Annotated in this window: 18 protein-coding genes; 17 read left to right on the top strand and 1 reads right to left on the bottom strand. The window is 69.6% G+C overall.

Annotated elements, in window-relative coordinates; translation table 11 throughout:
• The first annotated feature begins 13 nt into the window (after positions 1-13).
• The 4 genes from argJ (at position 14) to NW198_RS07745 (ending at position 5212) form a co-directional block, all read left to right on the top strand.
• Positions 14-1300, top strand: a complete 1287-nt coding sequence (gene argJ / locus NW198_RS07760; protein WP_258340657.1) for a bifunctional glutamate N-acetyltransferase/amino-acid acetyltransferase ArgJ — start codon at positions 14-16, stop codon at positions 1298-1300.
• A gap of 230 nt (positions 1301-1530) precedes the next feature.
• Positions 1531-2412 carry an acetylglutamate kinase gene (argB, locus tag NW198_RS07755; protein WP_258340656.1) on the top strand — a complete coding sequence of 294 codons (882 nt, stop codon included), beginning with the start codon at positions 1531-1533 and terminating at the stop codon, positions 2410-2412.
• Between the two features lie 13 nt (positions 2413-2425).
• A complete protein-coding gene (locus tag NW198_RS07750; protein WP_239386604.1) occupies positions 2426-3694 on the top strand; it encodes an acetylornithine/succinylornithine family transaminase in 1269 nt (422 codons plus the stop codon).
• 468 nt (positions 3695-4162) lie between these two features.
• Positions 4163-5212: a hypothetical protein gene (locus NW198_RS07745; RefSeq protein WP_258340655.1), complete on the top strand. Its 1050-nt coding sequence runs from the start codon at positions 4163-4165 to the stop codon at positions 5210-5212.
• 169 nt (positions 5213-5381) lie between these two features.
• On the opposite strand, the gene NW198_RS07740 is transcribed toward NW198_RS07745, so the two are convergent.
• Complete coding sequence (locus tag NW198_RS07740) at positions 5382-6608, bottom strand: MFS transporter (RefSeq protein ID WP_258340654.1); 1227 nt, start codon at positions 6606-6608, stop codon at positions 5382-5384.
• A gap of 188 nt (positions 6609-6796) precedes the next feature.
• Here NW198_RS07740 and NW198_RS07735 point away from each other — a divergent pair, with 188 nt between their 5' ends.
• From NW198_RS07735 to NW198_RS07675, 13 genes are all read left to right on the top strand, one after another.
• On the top strand, positions 6797-7762 hold the full coding sequence (locus NW198_RS07735) for a hypothetical protein (protein WP_258340652.1): 966 nt from the start codon (positions 6797-6799) through the stop codon (positions 7760-7762).
• Positions 7756-8289 (top strand): very short patch repair endonuclease, encoded by a 534-nt coding sequence (locus NW198_RS07730; RefSeq protein ID WP_239386606.1) that lies wholly within the window; start codon positions 7756-7758, stop codon positions 8287-8289. Before NW198_RS07735 ends, NW198_RS07730 begins: the two co-directional genes overlap by 7 nt.
• Before the next feature lie 127 nt (positions 8290-8416).
• Complete coding sequence (locus tag NW198_RS07725) at positions 8417-9190, top strand: metallophosphoesterase family protein (RefSeq protein ID WP_258340650.1); 774 nt, start codon at positions 8417-8419, stop codon at positions 9188-9190.
• 77 nt (positions 9191-9267) lie between these two features.
• Complete coding sequence (locus NW198_RS07720) at positions 9268-11079, top strand: GNAT family N-acetyltransferase (RefSeq protein WP_087314050.1); 1812 nt, start codon at positions 9268-9270, stop codon at positions 11077-11079.
• Between the two features lie 150 nt (positions 11080-11229).
• A complete protein-coding gene (locus NW198_RS07715; RefSeq protein WP_258340649.1) occupies positions 11230-12597 on the top strand; it encodes a hypothetical protein in 1368 nt (455 codons plus the stop codon).
• Positions 12598-12604: 7 nt separating this feature from the next.
• On the top strand, positions 12605-13852 hold the full coding sequence (locus tag NW198_RS07710) for a deoxyguanosinetriphosphate triphosphohydrolase family protein (protein WP_258340648.1): 1248 nt from the start codon (positions 12605-12607) through the stop codon (positions 13850-13852).
• A 182-nt stretch (positions 13853-14034) separates the two neighbouring features.
• On the top strand, positions 14035-15039 hold the full coding sequence (locus NW198_RS07705; protein ID WP_258340647.1) for an alpha/beta hydrolase: 1005 nt from the start codon (positions 14035-14037) through the stop codon (positions 15037-15039).
• 277 nt (positions 15040-15316) lie between these two features.
• Positions 15317-16684 carry a replication-associated recombination protein A gene (locus NW198_RS07700; protein WP_258340646.1) on the top strand — a complete coding sequence of 456 codons (1368 nt, stop codon included), beginning with the start codon at positions 15317-15319 and terminating at the stop codon, positions 16682-16684.
• A gap of 55 nt (positions 16685-16739) precedes the next feature.
• Positions 16740-17333 (top strand): hypothetical protein, encoded by a 594-nt coding sequence (locus tag NW198_RS07695; RefSeq protein ID WP_258340645.1) that lies wholly within the window; start codon positions 16740-16742, stop codon positions 17331-17333.
• Positions 17333-17701 carry an ATP-binding protein gene (locus NW198_RS07690; protein WP_258340644.1) on the top strand — a complete coding sequence of 123 codons (369 nt, stop codon included), beginning with the start codon at positions 17333-17335 and terminating at the stop codon, positions 17699-17701. The genes NW198_RS07695 and NW198_RS07690 overlap by 1 nt, the downstream gene beginning before the upstream one ends.
• Positions 17691-18518, top strand: coding sequence for a SigB/SigF/SigG family RNA polymerase sigma factor (locus tag NW198_RS07685; RefSeq protein ID WP_087314063.1), 828 nt, complete (start codon positions 17691-17693; stop codon positions 18516-18518). The genes NW198_RS07690 and NW198_RS07685 overlap by 11 nt, the downstream gene beginning before the upstream one ends.
• 105 nt (positions 18519-18623) lie before the next feature.
• Entirely contained in the window at positions 18624-19907 is a 1284-nt protein-coding gene (locus NW198_RS07680; RefSeq protein WP_258340642.1) for an AI-2E family transporter, read from the top strand.
• Positions 19908-20283: 376 nt separating this feature from the next.
• Positions 20284-22187: S-layer homology domain-containing protein (locus NW198_RS07675; protein ID WP_258340641.1), on the top strand; the 1904-nt coding region annotated here is incomplete at its 3' end.

The following is a 22187-nucleotide window of genomic DNA, read 5'->3' as shown; positions in this document are numbered from 1 at the left end:
GGAGAAGAGCCCCATGTCTGACTTTGCGCCGCTCGCGGTCCCGGTCGTGCCCGACACGCCCGAGGCCTGCGGGCTCGTTCCCTGCGAGGGCGGCGTCTGCGCCGCCGCCGGCATCCGCGCCGCGGGCGTCTCGGCGGGATTTCGCCGCAACCCCGCGCGCCTCGACCTTGCGCTCGTCGTTGCCGACGAGCCCTGTGTGGCCGCCGCGACCTTCACCACCAACCGCTTCTGTGCGGCTCCCGTCACGGTGAGCCGCGCCCACGTGGCCGACGGTCGCGCCCGCGCGATCGTCCTCAACTCCGGCAACGCCAACGCCGCGACGGGCGAGCCCGGCCTCGCCTGCTCCGAGCGCGCCTGCGCCTACGTGGCGGGCGAGCTCGCCTGCGCGCCCGAGGACGTGCTCGTGGCCTCCACGGGCGTCATCGGCGTGCCGCTGCCCTTTGCCCCCTACGAGGCCGGTGTCCCGGCTGCCGTGGCCTCGCTCGCCTCGACGCCGGCCGCCGCGCACGACGCCGCCTGCGCGGTCATGACCACCGACACCGTGTCCAAGGAGGTCTCCGTGGCGGGCGAGCTCGCGCAGCGCTCCGGCGCGCCGCGCGCCTTCCACGTGGGCGGCTTCGTCAAGGGCTCGGGCATGATCCAGCCCAACATGGCCACGATGCTCGCGGTGCTCACCACCGACGCCCCGCTTACGGCCGAGGCGGCGCGCGAGGCCCTTCTCGGCGCCGTGCGCGTCTCGTTCAACAAGGTGACCGTGGACTCCGACACCTCGACCAACGACTCCGCCTTCCTGCTCGCCACCGGAGGTGCGGGCGGCGAGCAAATCGATTGCGACCATCCGGCGTTTGCGCAGGTCGCAGCTGCCGTGCGAGTGGCAGCCGTGGACCTGGCCCGCAAGATCGCGGCCGACGGCGAGGGCGCGAGCAAGCTCGTCACCGTCTACGTCACGGGCGCCGCCGACGACGCGGAAGCGGACGTCGTGGCGCGCTCGATCGCCAACTCGCCGCTGGTCAAGACCGCCATCTTTGGCCACGACGCCAACTGGGGCCGCGTGGCTGCCGCCGCCGGCAAGTGCGGCGTGCCCTTCGACCAGGAGCGCGTCGACATCGACTTCATGGGCGTCCCCGTGTGTCGCGCGGGCCTCACCGTGCCGATGGACGAGGACGACATGCTGCGCCGCTTCGAGGCTCCCGAGATCGACATCACGATTGACCTGGGAATGGGCGAGGCCGCGACGCGCGTCTGGACCTGCGACCTCACCCACGACTACGTCACGATCAACGGCGACTACCGCACGTAGCCGAAGGTCCGCGGGGGCGCGGGCAAGGTCCGCCGCGAGTTCCGCAGCCCGGAGGGGAGTCCGCCGGCCTCAGTCCGGCGCTCAGACAGTCCTCGGCGCAAAGGGCGCGCCTGCGGAACTCGCGGCGGACTCCACGGAGGGCGAGGACTGTTCGAGCGCCGGACCTTGCCCGCGCCCCCGCGGACCGGACGACCCCATGTTCTTCTCGCCAGCGTATCGAAGGAGCAGACATGCTACAGCGCGACAAGCAGCAGCGCGACGCAGCGGCCTCGAAGGTCGACGTGCTGAACGAGGCGCTGCCCTGGATTCACCGGATGACCGGCAAGACCTTCGTCATCAAGTACGGCGGCTCGGCCATGGAGGACCCCGAGCTCTGTCGTCAGGTGGTGGCCGACATCGAGATGCTCAAGCTCCTGGGCATCCGCATCGTGCTCGTGCACGGCGGCGGCAAGGCCATCAGCGCGCACGTCAAGGCGCTCGGCCTACCCGTGCAGTTCAAGGACGGTCTGCGCGTGACCGACGACGCCACGATGGAGGCCGTGCGCGAGGTGCTCGTGGGCAAGGTCAACCAGGACCTCGTCTGGGCGCTCAACGAGTACGGCCACAACGCCGTGGGCATCTCGGGCGCGGACGGCAAGACCCTCAAGGCCGAGGTCATCGACCCGGAGCTCGGGCGCGTGGGCCGCATCCGCGAGGTGGACACGAGCCTCATCGAGACCATCCTCGAGGACGGCTACATCCCCGTGGTCGCCACCGTGGGCTGCGCCCCGGACGGGTTCTACAACATCAACGCCGACGTCGCCGCCGGCAAGATCGCCGAGGCGATGGGTGCCGACAAGCTCATCTACCTCACCGACGTCGACGGCCTGCTCGCCGACGTCTCCGACGAGGATTCCCTCATCCAGAGCCTCTCGCGCTCCGAGACCCACGAGCTTCTCGCCTCCGGGCGGCTCGACGGCGGCATGCTGCCCAAGATTCGCTCCATCTCCGAGGCGCTCGACGCCGGCGTCTCCGAGGTGGTCATTCTCAACGGAACCTTCCCGCACTCCCTGCTTCTTGAGATCTTCACCGACGCAGGCTGCGGTACCATGTTCACACAGGACGAGTCCTAGGAGAGGATGCCTCATGACCGACGAGAAGAACGACAGCACGTCCGTCTTTTCCACCGTCGAGGACCGGGTCGCCAAGGCTGACGCCACCTACGTCATGCCGACGTACTCCCGCTACCCCGTGGAGTTCGTCTCCGGGCACGACGCGACGCTCGTGGACTCCACGGGCAAGGAGTACATCGACCTTCTCGGCGGCATCGGCTGCGCGAGCGTGGGCCACGCCAACCCCGCCGTGAGGCAGGCGATCGCCGAGCAGCTCGACCGCGTCTGGCAGACGAGCAACTACTTCTACGACGAGAACCGCGTGCACCTGGCGGCCGCCCTCTCCACCATGCTCTCCACCACGACCGACGAGGGCGGGCACGTCGTGGGCTCCACGGGCACCCGCTGGAAGACCTTCTTCGCCAACTCCGGCGCCGAGGCCAACGAGGGCGCGATCAAGCTCGCGCGCCGCTGGGGCGAGGTCAACCTCGACGGCGCCGCAGTCATCGTGACTGCCCGACAGAGCTTCCACGGCCGCACGCTCGCGACGCTCGCGGCCACCGGGCAGGACAAGTTCCACCGCAGCTTCCGACCGCTGCCGGAGGGCTTTGTCGCGCTGCCCCTGAACGACATCTACGCGCTGCGCGAGCGCGTCGAGCGCGGCAGCGTCTGCGCGGTCATGCTCGAGTGCGTGCAGGGCGAGGGCGGCGTCTGGAACGCCAACTACGACTACCTGCGCGACGTTCGTGATCTCTGCCGCGAGAAGGGCATTCTCATGATCTGCGACGAGGTCCAGACGGGCTTCTATCGCTGCGGCTCGCCCTTCTGCTACCAGCGCTCCGAGATCGAGCCGGACATCGTGACCATGGCAAAGGGCATCGCCGACGGCTTCCCCATGGGCGCCTTCGCCGCCCGCTCCGAGGTGGCTGACCTGTTTGCCCCTGGCGACCACGGTTCCACGTTCGGCGGGAACAACCTCGCGTGCGCCGCGGGCCTCGCCACGGTCAAGGAGCTCGTCGACCGCGAGATCGGCGAGCACGTGCTCTCCGTCGGGCGCCACCTGCGCCACCGCCTCACCGCGATGCACCATGTCGAGGAGTGCCGCGGCCACGGCCTCATGCGCGGCGCCCAGCTCGACGCGCCCGTCGCGGAGCGAGCCGTCGAGGAGGGCCTGGCCGAGGGCCTGGTCATGAACCACATCGGCGACTCCATCCTGCGCTTCCTGCCGCCGCTCGTGATCACCCGCGAGGAGGTCGACGAGGCCTGCGACCGCCTCGAGAAGATCCTCGACCGCCTGGCGTAGGTCGCGGGGCTGCCGTTCTTCTCGGCTGGTCCTTTGTTCTTGCGTGCGGCGTCCGGACGGTCTGGGAACCAAAACCGTCCGGACGCCGCACCCACTCAAACAACGTGCGGGTTCCGGACGGTCTGGACACGAGAACCGTCCGGACGCCGCACCCACTCAAACAACGTGCGGGTTCCGGACGGTCTGGACACGAGAACCGTCCGGACGCCGCACCTTTCCGCGGGGGCCGCGGCTCCCACAGGTTCTTCTCGCCCGCCTGCCGCTCACCGGGTCAAACTACCGTTTGCGAAGGTTACGCAGGACATACCGTTCGCTGACGGCAAGCCCCATGGGGCGGCAAGCTTGGGAAATTAACTCTCTCCGCAATAATATCCATCACTTATAAAACAGTTATATATGTGACACAACATCGCCACTGGCTTTTCCGCGACAATGCGTTCCCACAAACGTTACGTCGAAGGGAATCTCATGAGTCGTGCCGTGGACGCGAGGATTGCCGACCTGCTGGAGGGGGCGGCGGATAAGGGCGTCTGCTACGTGCCGCGGGGCGATGACGTCGACGCCGTCCGACGGGCCCTCTCGCGTAGGGTGTCCTCCGGTGCGGCGGTGTCTCCCGTCCGCGGGCTCTTTGCCGATGCGCGGGAATGGTCGAGCCTCGCGTCTTCCGAGCGGGCTCTGTGGATTGCGCGGGGGCTGCAGGTCGCGCACCCAACGTGGACCTTTTGCGGGCCGACCGCCGCGCTCGCCTATGGCGTGGACGTCTCTGACACGCTGGTGGGGCGCACCCATGTGGCGACACTTCCAAAGCAGTGCGGGTCGGACGGCGGGGCGGTGGCGCGCCATCCGGTGCTCGATCCGCGCGAGGGCGTCGAGGAGGTGGGCGGGCTGAGGGTGACCTCTCCGCAACAGACGGTCCTCGACTGTCTGAGGTGGACCGACTTTCCTCGTGGCCTGGGCATCATCGATTCCGCGCTTAGGACGGGATTGGTCGGTAAGGACGCGTTCGAGGACTATGCGCAGTCGATGATGGCTCGTCGGCGCAACGTGGAGCGCGCTCTCTCGGACCTCGCCTGGGCGGACCCGCGCAGCGAGAACGGGGGAGAGTCCATTGCGCGCGGGCGGATGCTCCTGCTCGGATACGTGCGCCCAGAGCTGCAGGTCGAGGTTCCGCGCGTCGTCGAGGCGGGGGAGCCCTATCGCGCCGATTTCTGCTGGGTGCGTGCTGACGGCCGCGTCATCCTTGGCGAGCTCGACGGAAGGGGGAAATACGTTGAGGAGGAGCTCATGGGCGGCCGGGGCATCGACGAGGTCCTCTCCGACGAAAACATCCGCGGCTCTCGCTTTACGCTCTACGACGTTTCCCTGGTGAGGTTTAGCTTTGGTTTGACGGGGCGCCCGATGGAGTTTGCCGCCTTGCTCGACGAGTATGGAGTCCCCAAGAGGGGGTCGGCGATTGCGTTGCCTGAGGGAACGAGAATGATTCCCGACTGGGACGCGCTGCGCAGGAGCAACGTCTAGATCTGTCGAGAAGAACGTGCGGGTTCCGGACGGTCTGGACACGAAAAACGTCCGGACGCCGCACTTGTTTCAGGAACGTGCGGGTTCCGGACGGTCTGGTGGTGAGAACCGTCCGGACGCCGCACCTGTTTGGACAACGTGCGGGTTCCGGACGGATTGTCGGACGTGCCTACGCCGCGCGCTCCGGGACCTTGGTCATCACGAGGAAGCCCACGACAAACAGCGCCGCGATGGAGAGCACGCCGATGCTGGAGTTTCCGGTGAGCGCCGTGAACGTGCCCACGAGGAAGGTGCCCAGGATGGCGGCGTACTTGCCAAAGATGTCGAAGAAGCCAAAGTACTCGTTGGCGCGCTCCTTGGGACAGAGCTTGCCAAACTCGCTGCGCGAGAGCGCCTGGATGCCGCCCTGGAACATGCCCACCAGGATGGCGAGGAACCAGAACTCCACGGCCGAGCGCAGGAAGAACGCCGCGAACAGGGTGATGCCAAAGTAGGCGGCGATCGCGATCAGAAGCATTCGGCGCGTGCCGTACTTGGAGGAGAGGCGCCCGTAGATGATCGCGGACGGGAAGGCCACGAACTGCGTCACCAGAAGCGCCAACACGAGCTGCGTGGAGTCGATGCCGAGGTCGGTGCCGTAGCTCGTCGAGAGCTTGATGATGGTGTGCACGCCGTCGATGTAGAAGAAGTACGCGATCATGTAGTAGCGGATGGCCTTGTTGGCCCAAATCTCGCGCAGGGTACCGGCCAGGCCGGACACGGCGCGGGAGACGGCGTGCGGCTCGCGCGGCTTGAAGTGGAGCTGCTGCACGTTCTTGAGCAGCGGCACGGTGAAGACCGCCCACCACGCCGCGGTGATGACAAACGCGATCTGCATGGCCGTCTGCAGCGTGATGCCCAGGCTCTCATAGCCCAAGACTACGCCCAGGCACGCGATGAACGGCACGCAGCTGCCGATGTAGCCCCAGGCGTAGCCCGCCGATGAGATCTCGTCCATGCGCTCGTCGGTGGTGGTGTCCACGAGCAGCGCGTCGTAGAAGACCATCGAGGAGTTGAGCGCCACCGACGAGATCACGTAGACCACGAGAAACGCCATCGCCGCGGTGACAAAGCCCATGGCCACGGTGGCCACCACGCCCGTGCCCACGCAGCCTACGATGAACTTCTTCTTCATGCCCTGCATGTCGGCGATCGAGCCCAGGATGGGCATGAGCAGCGCGATGATCAGCGAGGCGACGGTCTCGGCGTAGCTCCAGGCCACGACCACCCCGCCCTCGGGCGCAAGCGACGAGAAGTAGATGGGAATGACGCTCGTGGCGAGAAGGACGAGCGCGGAGTTGCCCACGTCATAGACGATCCAGCTCTTCTCGGCCTTTGTCATCTTCTGATGTGCCATGTGGTTCCTTTCCGCGGTGACGCAACGTGTCTATGGTAGGCGAGCGCGGGGTCGCTCAGCGGTAAGAAGTGGGTAAACGTGCAACGGGAGGCGAGAAGGGCGCCTCGTCGGGGGCCGCGGCCAATCAACCGGCTCCCACCGGCACGCTCAGTGGCATAATCGGGGAAGCCAACGACGAAGGGAACGCCATGCCTGCGATTCTCACGCACGACCTCTTTGGACGAGGCGTCCTCGAGGACGTCACCGACCTGCTCGGCCTGCGCTCCGTGGGCGAGCGCGACGCGTTCCTGCTGGGAAACCAGGGCCCTGACCCGCTCTTCTATCTGAGGGTCGACCCGCTGATGCACAAGTGGTCGCCTTTGGGCGGCGCCCTGCACGAGTGCAGCTCGGCGGCGCTTCTCGTTGCCATGCGCGAGGCGGCGCTGCGCCTGGAGGGCCACGAGCGCCAGCTCGCGCGCGCCTACGTGGCGGGCTTTGCCTGCCACTGGCTGCTCGACTCCACGATGCACCCCTTCGTCTACTACTGGCAAAACGGCCTCACCTCGGCCGGCGTGCCCGGCCTCGACGAGGACGCCGCGTCGAGCGTCCACATGGAGATCGAGCGCGACTTCGACGAGATGGCGCTGCACGCGCTCACGGGCAAGACCGTCGAGCGCTGGCGTCCCCACGAGCGCGTGCTCCAGGCGTCGCGCGACGTGCTCGCCGCCGTCGACAAGGTCTACTTCTACGTGGCGCTGTGGGTCTTCGGGCGGGCGATCGACCCCCGCACCTTCTCCACGGGCGTCGTAGAGTTCCGCCTCGCCCAGCGCGTCTTTGACTCTCCCTCGGGTCGCAAGCGCTCCGTCCTGGCGACCCTCGAGCGCGCGGTGACGAGAAGCCCCTACTCGCTGGTGAGCTGCATGTCGCACCGCGCCCGCCCGGAGGACGTCTCGGACTTCGACAACCGGGGGCACGCGCCCTGGGCCAACCCCTTCACGGGCCAGGTCTCCACGGCGGGCTTCTGGGACCTCTTCGACGCCGCCCGCGCCCGCGTCCTGCCGACCATCGACGAGCTCTTCTCGGACGGCTTTGACCTGGCCGCCTCCCGCGAGCTCACGCGCGACCTCAACTTCGAGGGCGCGCCGACCGAGCCGGACGAGGCCCCCGCGTGGTAGCGTCCCCGCGCCCGGGGACCCCCGCCGCCTCGTCGGAGGCGACGCGCCACGTCATGCAGGCCAACAGGAGCAAGAACACGGGACCCGAGCTCAAGGTCCGCGCCGCGCTGCGCGAGGCGGGGCTGACGGGCTACCGGCTCCACTGGAAGATCCCCGGCCGCCCGGACGTGTGCTTTCCCGGCCGGCGCGTGGCCATCCTGATCAACGGGTGCTTCTGGCACCGCTGCCCCTTCTGCTCCCCCTCGAGGCCCAAGACGCACGCGGAGTTCTGGGAGGCAAAGTTCGAGCGCAACCGCGCGCGGGACGCCCGCGTGCGCGCCGAGCTCGTCGCCGAGGGCTGGACCGTCGTCGTGGTGTGGGAGTGTCGGCTCAAGAAGGCGCGCCTCGAGAAGACCATGGACCAGATCGTGGACGTGGTGCGCCGGGCGGGGGAGGAGCGCCTCCCGGGGCACGTGGTCGAGATCGGCTCGCAGGGCGCCTGGCGGCTGCGCCGGCTGCGCGCGGGCCGGCGCGCGCGGCGCGGATAGACCGTCTCGTGGCCCGCAGGCGCCGCTCGCCCGTGCCGGGGCGGCGTGCCTCGCGGCGAGGTGCTAGGCTGAGAAGGACGGTGCGCCCGCAAGGGGGCGCGACGCGAGGAGCGAGGGAGGGTCGCAGATGTCCACATACGTCTTCTCGGACGTGCACGGCCACCGCGCGACGCTCGAGCGCGCGCTCATGCGCGTCTCGCCCTCGAGTGAGGACCGCTTCTTCTGCCTGGGGGATATGATCGATCGAGGCCCGGACCCGGTGGGCGTCCTGCGCGTGTGCCGGGAGCTCCCCAACGTGTGCGCGCTCATGGGCAACCACGAGGACCTCATGATTTCGTGCCTGGACAGTCCCGGCGACCCGCTCGCGACCATGAACTGGGGGATCAACGGGGGCGCCAAGACCTCGTCGGGGCTCGCGGAGCTGACCGACGACGAGGCGGACGAGCTCGTGGCATGGGTGCGCTCCCTGTCGCGCTGGGCCCAGACGGTCGTGAGGGACCGTCGCTACCTGCTCGTCCACGCGGGGGTGCGGCTCTCCGCGCCCGTGCCGGAGCTCTGGGACGAGCGGGGCGCGGCGGAGTATCTCTCCGCCCAGGACCCCGAGGACCTTACCTGGATTCGCGAGGAGTTCTGGGGGGCGCCCGCCGGCCTCGCCGGCGAGCGCGGCGACGGACCGGTGATCGTGGCGGGCCACACGCCGACGCCCTATCTCGAGCGCATGGCGCACGACCTCGACCGCGACCCGATCGGCGAGGACGGCCTGGCGCGCATGGTGCGCGTGGGGGGCGACCGCTGGGACATCGACTGCTGCGCCGCGGGCGGGGCCGGGCTCGGGCAGGTGCTCGTGCTGCGCCTCGACGACGCCAAGGCGTTCTACGAGCCCGTGCGCGAGGGGGAGTGAGCGCCGAGCTCACCCGTTGCGGCCGGCATGTGTACAATGTTCTGGCCAGAAACGCACTCTAGACGCAGAGGGACCATATGAACCTCGCCATCAGCGCGCGTGCCGCGGACCTGCTGCACGGCGCCATCGACACCGCCGCCGAGAAGGGCGGCTGGGTCCGTCCGATCAGATTCACCGTCGACCAGCTCAGGGCACTCGGGAGCGTCCGCGCGTGGCATCCCGGGCTCTATCGGAGCATGGCGGCCTGCACCTCGGGCGTCTGTCTCGAGTTCTCGACCGACGCCACGCGCGTGGCCGTCGAGGTGCGCGTGGATGCGGTCCCCAAGGGCGCGCAGGCCGTGCTCGACGACGCGGCGCGCCACGAGGGCGGCCCCACGCCGCCCTTCGACGGCGTCTCGGCAGACGTCGACGGCCGCCACCTCCCGCTCATGACGCCGGACGAGAACGACCTCGTCGAGTTTGCCCTCGACGACCCGGACGCCGCCCCGGAGCCGGGGCTCGTGCGCATCCCGCTTCCCGGCATGGGGGAGCCCCATCGCGTGCGCGTCTGGCTGCCCTGTCTCTCCTCCTGCGCCGTGCGCGAGGTCCGCGCCGACGGCACCTACCTCGAGCCCGTGCCGGAGCGCGGGCAGCTGCTCGTGCTCGGCGACTCGATCGCACAGGGCTTCGTCTCGTGCGACCCCGGGCGCTCCTGGACCGCCCGGCTCGCCGCCCATCTCGACCTCGACCTCCTCAACCAGGGCGTGGGCGGACAGGTCTTCCAGCCCGGCTCGCTCGCGGGCCTCTCCGAGGTCGCGCGTCCCGAGGCGATCGTCGTGGAGCTTGGCGAGAACTACCGCTACGAGCCCTGTCAGGCCTCGCGCGTGGGGCGTGAGATCCTCGCCTACCTCTACGAGGTCTCCGAAGCCTGGCCCGAGGTCCCGACGTGGGTGCTCACGCCGCTGCCGCACGCCGAGGAGCTCTATCCCACGCACCCGCGCAGCTGCGCCGGCGAGGTGGACGCTCTCATCGAGACGGCCGTGCGTCGCCACCCGCAGATGCGGCTCGTCGACGGCGCGGCGCTGCTCGACGCCGAGGCTCTGCCGGAGCTGCTCGCGGACGGCTCCGACCATCCGGGCCCCGAGGGGCAGCGGATGCTCGCGGAGCGGCTCTCGTTTGTCGTGGACGCCACCGCCGTGCGCCCCGAGCAGCGCCGGACGCTCGCCCTGGCCATCGCCCGGCGGGCCGGCGAGGGCGCCCTGCCCGTCGTCGAGGCGCTGCGCCGCGGCCTGGGCGAGGTCCTTCTCGCCGACAAGGGCGCCGTCGTGCTCGGGCTTCCGGGGGGCGAGACCCTCGCGTGGGCGACGGGTCGGGCCACCCTGCGCCGGGCGCTCACCTGCCTGGGCTCGCGCGGCGTGGTGTGCCTGTGCGGCGATCGCCGGACGGCCCGCGACGCCGCCCGCGCCGTCGGCGGCTCCCCGCGCCCCTGCCACCTGGTGACGTGGCGCGGCGAGGCGCCCAAGATCGACGCGACGCGTGACGTGCGCCCGCTCACGACGGCCTATGCCGGCGTCATCCTCGAGCACTACGCCCATCCCGAGTACCTCGCCCCCGGCGAGCTCGAGGAGCTGCTCGAGGCGGGGGCGTTTCTCGGCGGCTTCGAGGACGGCCGCATCGTGGGCTTTGTCGGGGAACACCCGGACGGCTCGATGGGCATGCTCGAGGTCTTCGAGGGGTCGCGACGCAAGGGGTGGGGGAGCACGCTCGCTGCCGCCAAGCTCGCCCAGACGATCGCCCGCGGCGACACGCCCTGGGCCGCCGTCTGGCCGGACAACGAGGCGTCGCTTTCGCTCGAGCGCTCGATGGGGTTCGAGGTGGCGCCCGCCGAGGGCCTCTGGTACATCTCGTAGCCTCTGAGCAGCGCGTCTACACCAAGCGTCCACATATCTATATATTTTGTCGGCTTTTCGCGCGCATGGGCACCAACACCTACAATGCACGCCGCGCAACGGTAAAACCCCAGCGCAAACACGCCAAAGCTGACCCCAAGGGAGTCATCCATGAGCAATCTTCAGAGCCGCGCGCTCGAGTCCGAGTTCTGCGCCATCGTGAACGAGCTGGGGGGTGACGCCGAGGGCAAGGCCGCCGGCGACGCCTTCCTCGCCGCGTCCCACCCCGTGCGGGGCGGCCGCGGGGTGCCCGACTGGGCCGTCACGCCCAAGATCCTTGGTCCCGCCGAGCTGGGCATCCTGCGCGACGGCGCAGAGACCTTCGGCCGCATCCTCGAGAAGGTCACGGCCCACTACCTCGACGACGCCGACTACCGGGCGCTCTTCCGCCTTCCGGAGGAGTTCGAGCAGCAGACCCTCATCCCCACCGGCTATGACCAGCTGATCCCCTTCATGCGCCTCGACACCCTCTTCGACCAAGAGACGGGTGCCTTCCGCTTCTGCGGCGTGGCGACCACGAGCGCGGGCATGACCTCGGCCATCGACGTCACGCGCGCCGTGTGCCTCACCGAGGCCTACCGTCGCTTCTCCGAGCGCCACGAGGGCATCCACGCCCTCGACCCGGTGGGCGGCGTGATCGAGGCCCTGCGCGAGACCTACGCCTCCTGGGCAAACGCCGACGCCGGCACCCATCACCCCGAGCGCCCGGTCGTGGGCATCGTGGACTACCCGGAGAGCGCCTCGGCCGTGGAGTTTGCCGACCTCATCGAGCGCCTCGCCGAGGAGGGCGTCTTCGCGCGCTTCGTGGACATTCGCGACCTGCGCATCGAGGAGGCCGCCGGCCAGCGTCGCCTCGTTGACTCCGAGGGCCCCGTCGTCTGCGTCTACCGCCGCGCCCCCCTGGGCGAGATGCTCGAGAAGCCCTGCGCGGGCGCCGAGGCGCTCGTCGAGGCCGCCCGCCGCGGCCTGGCCTGCCTGATCGGCGGCTTCTGCGCCGCGCCGGTGGCCACCAACGCCATCTTCGCCGTGCTCCACGCACCCGAGACCGAGGCTGTCCTCACCTCCGACGAGCTCGCCTTCGTGCGCGCCCACGTCCCCGAGGCCCACTTCCTCGAGCGTGGGTGCGACCTCACGCCCTACCTCGCCGAGCAGGACGGCTGGATCGTCCGCCCGGCCGGCGGCTACCGTGCCTCCGAGGCCGTCGCGGGCGTCGACCGCATGGACCGCGACGAGTGGTGGCGCGTCCTTCTCGCCGGCTGCGAGGAGGGCGCCGTGATCGAGCGCTACGACCCCGCCTACCGCTCCCAGATCGTCGTGGGCGGCGAGGGCGGCTCCGAGCCCATCGAGGTCGGCAACATGCTCGGTCTGTTCCTGTGCCGCGGAGCCTTCCGCGGCGTCTACGCGCGCTGCGGGCATGAGTCCGTCATGGGCGCCTGGGGCGAGCACTTCGACCTGGGCTGCCTGGTCGTGAACGAGTAGCGCCCCGATGTCGGCGGTCGTGAACAGGCTGGCGCCCGGGCTCACCGGGCGCCTCTCCGAGGGGGCCTCGGAGGCGGTGGCCGAGCGCCTCGCCTCGGGGGCGCTCTCGCCGTTTGCCTGCCGCGCGGCCTCGGCCATCCGCCGCGACCCCTGCGAGCGCGACCGCGACACCGCCATGCGGCCCGCCTTCGTGCGCGATGCCGAGAAGATCATGCACCTGCCGGCCTACAACCGCCTGGCGGGCAAGACCCAGGTCTTCTCGTTCCGCGCCAACGACGACCTGTGCCGCCGCGGCCTGCACGTGCAGCTCGTGGCGCGCGTCGCCCGCGACATCGGCCGCGCTCTGGGGCTCAACCTGGACCTCATCGAGGCCATCGCGCTGGCGCACGACCTGGGCCACACGCCCTTCGGCCACGCCGGCGAGCGCTTCCTGAACGACGTCTTCCACGCCCGCACCGGCCGCTGGTTTTTCCACAACGTGCAGAGCGTGCGCGTGGTCGATGTGCTCGCCGGGCGCAACGTGAGCCTGCAGACCCTCGACGGGGCGCTGTGCCACAACGGCGAGTTCGAGCAGCAGGTCTTCGAGACGAGCGGCCTTGCGGAGTTCGACACCTTCGACCGCGTGGTCGAGTCGTCCTGGGAGCACGGCGACGAGACCATCTCGCACCTGCGTCCCATGACGCTCGAGGGCTGCGTGGTGCGCGTCTCCGACATCATCGCCTACGTGGGCAAGGACCGCCAGGACGCCATCAGCGCCGGCCTCTGCTCCGAGGACACCTTCGACGACGGCCTGGGCGGCGGCTACAACGCCTGGGCGCTCGCGGCCTTTGTCGCGGACGTCGTGGAGCACAGCCTGGGCCGCGACCGCATCGAGATGAGCGAGGAGGCCTTCGCCGAGATGCGCCGCGCCAAGCGCGAGAACTACGAGAAGATCTACGGCGCCGGCGAGGTCAACGGCGACTTCTCCGCCGAGGTGGCCGAGCTCTTCGGGCGGCTCTACGACTACGAGCTGGAGGCGCTCGCGGCCGGCGACGAGTCCGCCGCGATCTTCGCGCACCACGTGCTGCCCACGCAGCGGCGCCTCGCGTTCTACGGGCGCGGCTACGACTGGGAGCGCGACCCGGACCAGACCGTGGTGGACTTCATCTCCTCGATGACCGACGACTACTTCATGGCCACCTGCGAGGCTCTGTTCCCCGACGCCGCCGGGCTCTTCCCGAACCGCGGGTACTTCTCGGCCGGCGTCCGCGCGTAGGGCGCCGGGCGGCGGCGCGGCTGACGAGAGGGGCGCGTGCAGACCCGTAGCCGCTGCACGGAGCGTGGCGTCTCAAGGCGCACGCTCGCGATGGAGTTCCCGGCACCTCCTTTAACCCATAATTGACCCCTCGGCCAACACGTGTAGAATGGCGGCCCGATATACGCAAGGAGGGGGTAGGTATGGCGTTGGCGAGAAGAGCCAGGCGGGTCGTGGCGATCGTGGTCGCCGCGCTTCTCGCCCTCGTGGTCGTGGGGCTGGGCCTCGCCGGGAACTTCCTCGTGGACTTTGCGCTGAACCCGAACGCCGAGGTCTCGATGGCGCGCTCGATGCGCGAAGGCGGCGTGGGCGGGCTCGACTACGCCGAGGCGCCCAAGTTCGACGAGGCGTATGCCGCCGAGGCTGCCTCCTGGTTCGAGGCGGAGAAGCGCAGCGTCTCCCACCAGGCCTCGGACGGCACGCTCCTTCTGGGCTGGGAGCTCGACGGCGCGAACGGCGACGCCTACTCCGACGGGCACACCTGGGCGGTGGTCTGCCACGGCTACATCGGCGAGCCCGCGGACATGGCCAAGTACGCCTACCACTTCTCCCAGCTGGGCATGAGCGTGCTCATGCCTGCCGCGCGCGGCCACGAGCGCAACGTCGACACGGACCTCATCCAGATGGGCTGGGGAGACGCGCGCGACCTTCTGGGCTGGGTCGACGACATCGTGGCGCGCGACCCCGAGGCGCGCATCATCCTGTTTGGCGTCTCCATGGGCGGCGCCGAGGTCATGATGGCCTCCGGCATGAGCGGCCTCTCGGAAAACGTCAGCCTGATCGTGGAGGACTGCGGCTACACGAGCGTCTGGGACGAGTTCGTGTTGCAGCTGGACAACGTCTTCGGCCTGCCGAGCTTCCCGATCCTCAACGTCGCCGACGCGGCGTGCCTGCTGCGCGCCGGCTACACCTTCGAGGCGGCCTCTGCGGTGGAGAGCCTGCGCTCCGCGAGCGTGCCGATGCTCTTCATCCACGGCGACGAGGACGCCTTCGTGCCCTTCTCGATGCTCGACGAGTGCTACGACGCCTGCGCGAGCGAGCAGAAGGAGAAGCTCGTCGTCTCCGGGGCCGGCCACGGCCTGGCCGCGAGCACCGACCCCGACCTCTACTGGTCCACGGTGGACGCCTTCGTGGCCGAGCACCTGTAGGGTTTTCCGCGCGTTTTACTGAGGTGCGGCGGCGCGACGTTCTTGTCGACAGAAGTGTCGCAATCCCGCACGCCAGCCGCCGAGGTGCGGAAACGCGACGGTTTGGCCGACAAGAACGTCGCGATCCCGCACCTTCGCCCCAGAGTGCCGACAGGGGCGCGCCGCCGCCCGCGGGCGCCGGGAGTTGCGGAGGGACGTTTCTCGCAGAGCACGTCCTGAAACAACCCCCTGCGCCCGCGGCCGGCGGCATCCCGCGCGATGGCGTACAATCGTTCCCATGGATACGTTGTTCACGCGCGTCGAGACCGCGCGAAAAAACCAAAACGCGCCGCTCGCGGCCCGCATGAGGCCCACGACGCTCGACGGCTACGTCGGCCAGGCCAAGGCCGTGGGGCCGGGCAGCTGGCTGCGCCGCGCCATCGAGCACGACACGCTCTCCTCGGTCATTCTCTACGGGCCGGCCGGCACGGGCAAGACCACGCTCGCGCGCATCATCGCCAACACCACGCACGCCGAGTTCGTCGAGGTCAGCGCCATCACCGGCACGGTCAAGGACCTTCGGCGCGAGATCGAGTCCGCCGAAAGCCGCCTGCTCACCTCCGGGCGTCGCACCATCCTGTTCGTGGACGAGATCCACCGCTTCAACCGCAGCCAGCAAGACGCCCTCCTGCACGCCGTGGAGGACCGGATCGTCGTTCTCATTGGCGCCACGACGGAAAACCCCTACTTCGAGGTCAACTCCGCCCTCATCAGCCGCAGCCGCGTCGTGGAGCTCACCGCCCTCGATGACGCCTCCGTCCGCGAGCTGGTCCGCCGCGCCCTGGCCGCCCCGGAGGGGCTCGCGGGCGCCTTCGAGCTCGCGCCCGAGGCGGAAGACGAGATCGTGACGCTTGCCGGTGGCGACGGGCGCGCCGCGCTCACCTCGCTCGAGCTGGCCTCCCAGATGGTGGACCGCCCGGCCGAGGGGGAGGGCAGCGGTCCCGCGACCATCACCCGCGAGCACGTCCTGGAGGCCAACCCGCGCCGGGGGCTTCCCTATGACAAGGCCGGGGACATGCACTACGACGTCATCTCGGCCTTCATCAAGTCGATGCGCGGCAGCGACCCCGACGCCGTGCTCTACTGGCTCGCCCGCATGCTCGACGCGGGGGAGGACCCCAAGTTCATCGCGCGGCGCATCATGATCTGCGCCTCGGAGGACGTGGGCAACGCCGACCCGCAGGCGCTGCTCGTCGCCCACGCGGCCTTCAAGGCCACCGAGGTCATCGGCATGCCGGAGTGCCGCATCAACCTGGCGCAGGCGGCGACCTACGTGGCCCTGGCGCCCAAGTCAAACGCCGCGGAGGCCGGGATCGACGCCGCGCTCGCCGAGGTGCGCTCGGGACCTCGCCGCGAGGTGCCCAGCCACCTGCGCGACCGCCATCGCCCCGGCTCCGACGAGTACGGTCCCTACCTCTACCCGCACAACTACCCGGGCGGCTGGGTGCCGCAGCGCTACCTGCCCGAGGGCCTTGAGCGCGGCTGCTTCTACCAGGCGAGCCCGCGCGGCTGGGAGGCGTGGCGCCAGGAGGCCATCGGGCGCGACATCGCCGACGCCGAGGACGGCGCCGAGAAGCGCGGCAAAGACGGCCGCCCAGTTGGGTAAAATGAGACGTTAGGGAATCATCTGAGGCACAAGACGCTCCTTAAGGAGGACGCACATGGACTTCCTCTACATCGCTCTGCTCGTCCTCGCCGTCGTCGGCATCTGGGCCGTGGTGGAGCTCGCGCTCACGGCTCGCACGGCGAGGAAAAGCGTCGACAAGATCAGCGCCTCCGCCAACGAGGTGATCGAGCAGGCCCAGCCCATCGTCGCCAAGCTCGACGGCATCGTCGACGAGCTCGAGCCCGTGGCCAAGGAGGCGCTGCCGCTGCTGAAGAAGGCCGAGGTCTCGCTCGACACCGCCAACGTCTCGCTCGAGCGCGTGAACGGCATCCTCGAGGATGTCTCGTCCGTCTCCGGGACCGCCTCCAGCGTGACCGGCGTGGTCAACCGCGCCGCCGAGTCCGCCGTCTCCGGCGTGGCGAGCGTCGTCTCGCGCCTCAAGGGCACCGCCTCCTCCGAGCGCGCCGCGCGCCTCGGCGAGGGGGATGTCGAGAAGGACCAGGTCGAGCTCGCGCCGAGCGTCGAGCAGGCGCCGCCCCGCTACGTCGAGTACGGCGCCGTGGGCGCGGCCCCGGCCCCGGCCACGGCCGCCGCGCAGGAGGCCGATCCCGCGGGCGACGCCCCTTCCAAGGACGCGGAGGACAAGTGATGGACGAGAAGAACGTGACGCTCAGCGTCCCCGCTGAGGCGGGGTTTGCCCGCTCGGTGCGCATGATGGCCTCTACGCTCGCGGTCTGCTGCGACATGAGCGTCGAGGACGTCGAGGACGTCCGCATGGTCGCGGAGGAGGGCTTCGTCTACTCCTGCGCCACGGCGCCGGAGCGCGTGGACGTGTCCTTCTCGCTTTCCGAGGACGCCATGACGATGGACTTTACCCTCGGCGAGCAGGAGCCCTCCGACGACTCCATCGACCTCGTCGAGGTCCTGCTCTCCGCCGTGTGCGACGTCTTCTCCGTCTCCGAGGACGGGCGGTCGCTGCACCTCGTCAAGCGGGCGGGGGACGCCCATGACCAGTAAGGGGTCCGCCGAGCGAGCCGCCGTCCGCGCCACGCGCCGCGCCTCCTCCGGAAAGGCCGCCTGGGACAAGGACCGCACCAGGGAGCTCTTCCGTCGCCTCAAGGACAACGGGGACGCCGACGCGCGCGACCAGCTGATCGTCAACCACATCAACCTCGTGCGCTTTCTCGCCTCAAAGTTCAAGAACCGCGGGGAGTCCCTCGAGGACCTCGTGCAGGTGGGAACGATCGGCCTGATCAAGGCCATCGACCGCTTTGACCCGGACCGCGGGCTCGAGTTCACCACCTACGCCACGCCCACCATCATGGGCGAGATCAAGCGCCACTTCCGCGACAAGGGCTGGTCGGTGCGCGTGCCGCGCCGGCTGCAGGAGCTCTCGGCGAAGGTCAACCAGGCCACCGACGAGCTGACCAACCAGCTGCAGCGCAGCCCCTCCGTGGCGGAGATCGCCGACTACCTCGGGTCGACCGTCGACGAGGTGCTCGAGGCCATGGAGTCGTCGAGCGCCTACAGCTCCGTCCCGCTCGAGGGCGGCGGCGGGGGAGAGGACGACGAGACCCCCTCGGTTATCGACCACTACGCCACCGAGGACCCCGACCTCGCCGCGTCGGACGACCGCATCGTCCTCGAGCAGGCCATCGCCGACTTCTCGCCGCGCGAGCGCGAGGTCGTGCAGATGCGCTTCGAGGAGGGGCTCACGCAGGTCGAGATCGCCGAGCGTCTGGGCATCTCCCAGGTGCAGGTCTCGCGCCTGCTGCGCCGCACCCTGCGCCGCATCCAGGACAAGATCGACCCCGAGGGCCTCATGAGCTCATGAGACGGCGGGGGTCGTCGTCCCCGCGAAGGTTGACAATCTCGTCAGGTTATAGTGTCAACCTTGACGCTATAACCTGACGAGATTGTCAACCCACGAAGGAGGAGCATGACCAGATACGAGAAGTGGCGCCTGAGGGCCACCATAGCCTGGGCCATCGTCGGCGGCGTCGCGCTCTTCCTGCTGGCAGTGCGCGGCCTCACCATCGTGGGACAGGCCGTCGAACTGCTGCTCATCGGCGTCATCGTGGGCTTTGTCTGCAGCCCCATCACCAACTGGCTCGAGGACCGGCGCGTCCCGCGCGGCTTCGCCGCCCTTCTCGCCCTGCTCATCGTGCTGGCCGCCATCGTCGCGGTGGTGGCGCTGTTCGTGGGGCCCTTCGCCCGCGAGCTCATGGTGCTCCTGCGAAACGTCCCCACCTACTTCACGCAGCTCCAGGACGGCCTCGCCACCTTCTGGGACTACTTCGGCACGACGGGCAACACCAACGTCCAGAACACCGTGAACGCCCTGGTCCAGGTGCTCACCGAGGCGGGCTCCGGCATAGCCTCCGACCTTGCGCGCAACCTCTCCTCGGGCCTCGTCGCCAACCTTACCGACCTCGCGGGCCACTTCGTGACCTTCTTCCTGGGCCTGATCTTGGCGTACTGGTTTGCGCTCGACTACCCCAAGATCATGCGCGAGCTCGCCGTGATCGCGGGTCCGGAGTACGACGAGGAGATGGTGCTCACCTTCGCCGTCCTCTCCCGCTCCATGGGCGGCTACATGCGCGGGACCCTCATCACCTCGCTCGCCAACGGTCTCATGGTGGCCGCCGGGCTTGCGCTCATCGGCCACCCTTATGCGGGCCTCATCGGCATCGCCACGTTCGTGCTGCACTTCGTGCCCGTGATCGGCCCGTTCCTCTCGTCGATCTCCGCCGTGCTCCTGGGCTTCTTCGTGAGCCCGGTCTGCGCGTTCTGGACGCTCGTCATCACCGTGGTGGCCCAAAACGTCACCGACAACGTGCTCTCGCCGCTCGTGATGCAGTCCTCCATCAAGATCCACCCCGCGCTCTCGCTCGTGGGCATCATCATCGGCGGGGCCCTGGGCGGCGCGGTGGGCATGCTCCTGGCGGTGCCGCTCACGGCCGCGATCAAGGGCTTCTTCGTCTACTACTTCGAGTCCCACACCGGCCGCCAGCTCGTCTCGCGCGAGGGCGCGCTCTTTGGGAGCACGCCGTTCAACTACGCCGACGGCCGACCCCAGCCCACCTTCGACGCCCTCGACGACGACACCTTCATCGCGCGCTCGCGCCTGCTCGACGGCCTCACCCGCCTGCACGAGCAGAAGGCCGAGCCCAAGGCCCCCGCCGCCGCGGGCCAGGACGCGCCGGGCGAGAAGGACGCGTAGGGCGAGAAGGGAGCGTAGGACATCCGCCGCCCTCACCCGCGGCGCCGCCGATCGTCACCCGGGCCCGTCCCGCGTGCGACGCCGATACTCGGCGCAATCGCGAAGAGTCGCGCGTGCGACGTTTGCCCCGGAGACGCCGCCGGACGCGCGTGAAGGCCGCCTGAGACGGGAGCCCGCGCGCCCTTGCCGCGGTCGAGACCGCCCGTTCCGGGCGGGGGCTCGGGCGCAGCCGCCGTGCCGAGGAACCACTGGTATCACCCGATTTGCCGCTCGAACGGGCGATGGAGGATCTTCCGAAGTGTGAAACCATGATGGAGGGCCCGTCTCGCCGCGCGCGAGGCTTCGGCCGCCTGTCAGACGACGAAGGGAGATGCTCATGAGAAAACGTTTCCTCGGTCTGCTCGGCGCCCTGTGCGCCCTGGCGTTGGCGGTGGGACTGATGCCCGCCCGCGCCCTTGCGGACGACGCCGCCCTCTACGTCGCCCTGGGCGACAGCGTCTCTGCGGGCTACGGGCTTTCTGAGGGGGAGGAGTCCTTCCCCGAGCTCGTCGCGCAGAAGTGCGGCTACGAGCTCACCAATCTCGCCTCGAACGACGGCGTCACCTCTGAGGCGCTGCTCGCTCAGCTGGGAGACGAGAGCGTGGCAAGCGCCGACGTCATCACCATCACCGTGGGCGGCAACGACCTCATGGGCGCGCTGTACGCCTATCTTGCGGATGGGATCAACGCCGACCCCGTGCTGTCCGGCGCGCTTGGCAACGCGATGACGCCCGAGCTCGTCGAAAGCCTGCTGACCAGCTCCGGCGGCGCGGCCGACCTCACCCTCGTCAACATGCTCAAGGGCCTGCTCGCTGGGTTCCCCGCCTCCGAGCAGGCGACCGAGGCCCTCGCTGAGCTCGCGACCAACGTGGGCACGGCCATCACCGCGATCAAGACGGCGAACCCCGACGCCACGATCGTCCTCGTGAACCAGTACAACCCCTACGGCAGCCTCGCCGTCGAGGGGCTCGAGGACGTCGTCGCCGCCTTCGAGCAGGGCGTTCAGGCCATGAACCAGGGCTTCTCGGCCGTCGAGGCCGCCGGATGTCTCGTGGCGGACGCGCACGGCGCCTTCGAGGGCGCCGAGTCCAACCCCTGCAACGCGGCGGTCGTGGACCTGAAGACGGTCAACCTCGACTTCCATCCCAACGCCTACGGCCACCAGCTCATCGCCCAGGCGGTCGCGGACGTGCTGCCCGAGACACCCGAGGAGCCCGGCGACGTCGACTCCGACTGGGTCTCCGTCGTCGAGGGTCTCGTCGCCACCGAGGCGGGCCATGACTACAGCGTGGACCTGTGGGGCGACACCGTGGTGCCCTCCCTCGTGTTCCAGGCCGTCGCCGGTCGTGACGTGGGCGTGCGCCTCAACGTGTCCCCGGGCGTTTCCTGGACCTTCAACGGCGCCGACGTCCCGACCGACGCCAAGCTCTCCGACCTCGACCTTGCCGTGACGCTCGGCACCGGGACCGTGCCCGAGGGCGCGCTCTCGCTCGTCGGCGGCCTCTTTGGCTACGTCGAGCTCACGATCGCCCACGACGGGGCCTTCGGCTTCCCCATGACCCTCGAGGCCGACCTAGGGCTTCCCGCGGGCGGCATCTACGCCAACGCGTATCGCTACGACGAGGGCGCCGGCATGCTGCGCTTCGAGGGCTCCTCGGTCGTGGCGCAGGACGGCACGGTCAGCATGACCGTCGACCACGCCTCCGCCTGGGTGGTCACGTTTGACTCCGTCTCTCATGAGCTCACCCTCTCCGACGCCGCCGAGGGCGAGTGGTACTCCGAGCCCGTCCGCTGGATGTACTTCAACGGCTTCATGAACGGGTATCCCGACGGCACCTTCGGCATCGGCCGCACGATCACCCGCGCCGAGGCAGCGTCGGTGCTCTACAACCTCGCCGGCATGCCCGCCGTCGAGGTCGGCGAGCTTCCCGCCGACGTCGAGGAGGGCGAGTGGTACACTGCGCCGATCGCCTGGTCGCTCCAGACCGGCGTCTTCAAGGGCAACGGCGACGGCTCCTTCGGACTCTTCTCGGCGCTCTCTCGCGAGCAGGCCGCCTGCATCCTGTTCAACTCCGCCCAGGCGGCAGGCGAGGACGTCTCCGCCCGCGCCGACCTCACCGCGTTCGGCGACGCCGACACCCTCTCTGCCTGGGCCGCCGACGCCATGAGCTGGGCCGTCTCCGAGGGCATCTTCAGCGGCAGCGGCGAGGGCAACCTCGAGCCCGGGCGCAGCATCACCCG

Origin of the sequence: Thermophilibacter sp. ET337 (assembly GCF_024733715.1) — a bacterium.
GTDB lineage: Bacteria > Actinomycetota > Coriobacteriia > Coriobacteriales > Atopobiaceae > Thermophilibacter.
The sequence above is the reverse complement of the archived record's forward strand: the minus strand, read 5'-3'. Positions and strand labels throughout refer to the sequence as shown.

Excerpts from the sequence above, each read along its gene's own strand:
- NW198_RS07740 (WP_258340654.1), bottom strand. The coding sequence starts at position 6,608 with ATGGCACATCAGAAGATGACAAAGGCCGAGAAGAGCTGGATCGTCTAT.
- NW198_RS07715 (WP_258340649.1), top strand. The coding sequence starts at position 11,230 with ATGAGCAATCTTCAGAGCCGCGCGCTCGAGTCCGAGTTCTGCGCCATC.
- NW198_RS07685 (WP_087314063.1), top strand. The coding sequence starts at position 17,691 with ATGACCAGTAAGGGGTCCGCCGAGCGAGCCGCCGTCCGCGCCACGCGC.
- NW198_RS07690 (WP_258340644.1), top strand. The coding sequence starts at position 17,333 with ATGGACGAGAAGAACGTGACGCTCAGCGTCCCCGCTGAGGCGGGGTTT.
- NW198_RS07705 (WP_258340647.1), top strand. The coding sequence starts at position 14,035 with ATGGCGTTGGCGAGAAGAGCCAGGCGGGTCGTGGCGATCGTGGTCGCC.
- NW198_RS07735 (WP_258340652.1), top strand. The coding sequence starts at position 6,797 with ATGCCTGCGATTCTCACGCACGACCTCTTTGGACGAGGCGTCCTCGAG.
- argB (WP_258340656.1), top strand. The coding sequence starts at position 1,531 with ATGCTACAGCGCGACAAGCAGCAGCGCGACGCAGCGGCCTCGAAGGTC.
- NW198_RS07680 (WP_258340642.1), top strand. The coding sequence starts at position 18,624 with ATGACCAGATACGAGAAGTGGCGCCTGAGGGCCACCATAGCCTGGGCC.
- NW198_RS07745 (WP_258340655.1), top strand. The coding sequence starts at position 4,163 with ATGAGTCGTGCCGTGGACGCGAGGATTGCCGACCTGCTGGAGGGGGCG.
- NW198_RS07725 (WP_258340650.1), top strand. The coding sequence starts at position 8,417 with ATGTCCACATACGTCTTCTCGGACGTGCACGGCCACCGCGCGACGCTC.
- NW198_RS07720 (WP_087314050.1), top strand. The coding sequence starts at position 9,268 with ATGAACCTCGCCATCAGCGCGCGTGCCGCGGACCTGCTGCACGGCGCC.
- NW198_RS07700 (WP_258340646.1), top strand. The coding sequence starts at position 15,317 with ATGGATACGTTGTTCACGCGCGTCGAGACCGCGCGAAAAAACCAAAAC.
- NW198_RS07710 (WP_258340648.1), top strand. The coding sequence starts at position 12,605 with ATGTCGGCGGTCGTGAACAGGCTGGCGCCCGGGCTCACCGGGCGCCTC.
- NW198_RS07750 (WP_239386604.1), top strand. The coding sequence starts at position 2,426 with ATGACCGACGAGAAGAACGACAGCACGTCCGTCTTTTCCACCGTCGAG.
- NW198_RS07695 (WP_258340645.1), top strand. The coding sequence starts at position 16,740 with ATGGACTTCCTCTACATCGCTCTGCTCGTCCTCGCCGTCGTCGGCATC.
- argJ (WP_258340657.1), top strand. The coding sequence starts at position 14 with ATGTCTGACTTTGCGCCGCTCGCGGTCCCGGTCGTGCCCGACACGCCC.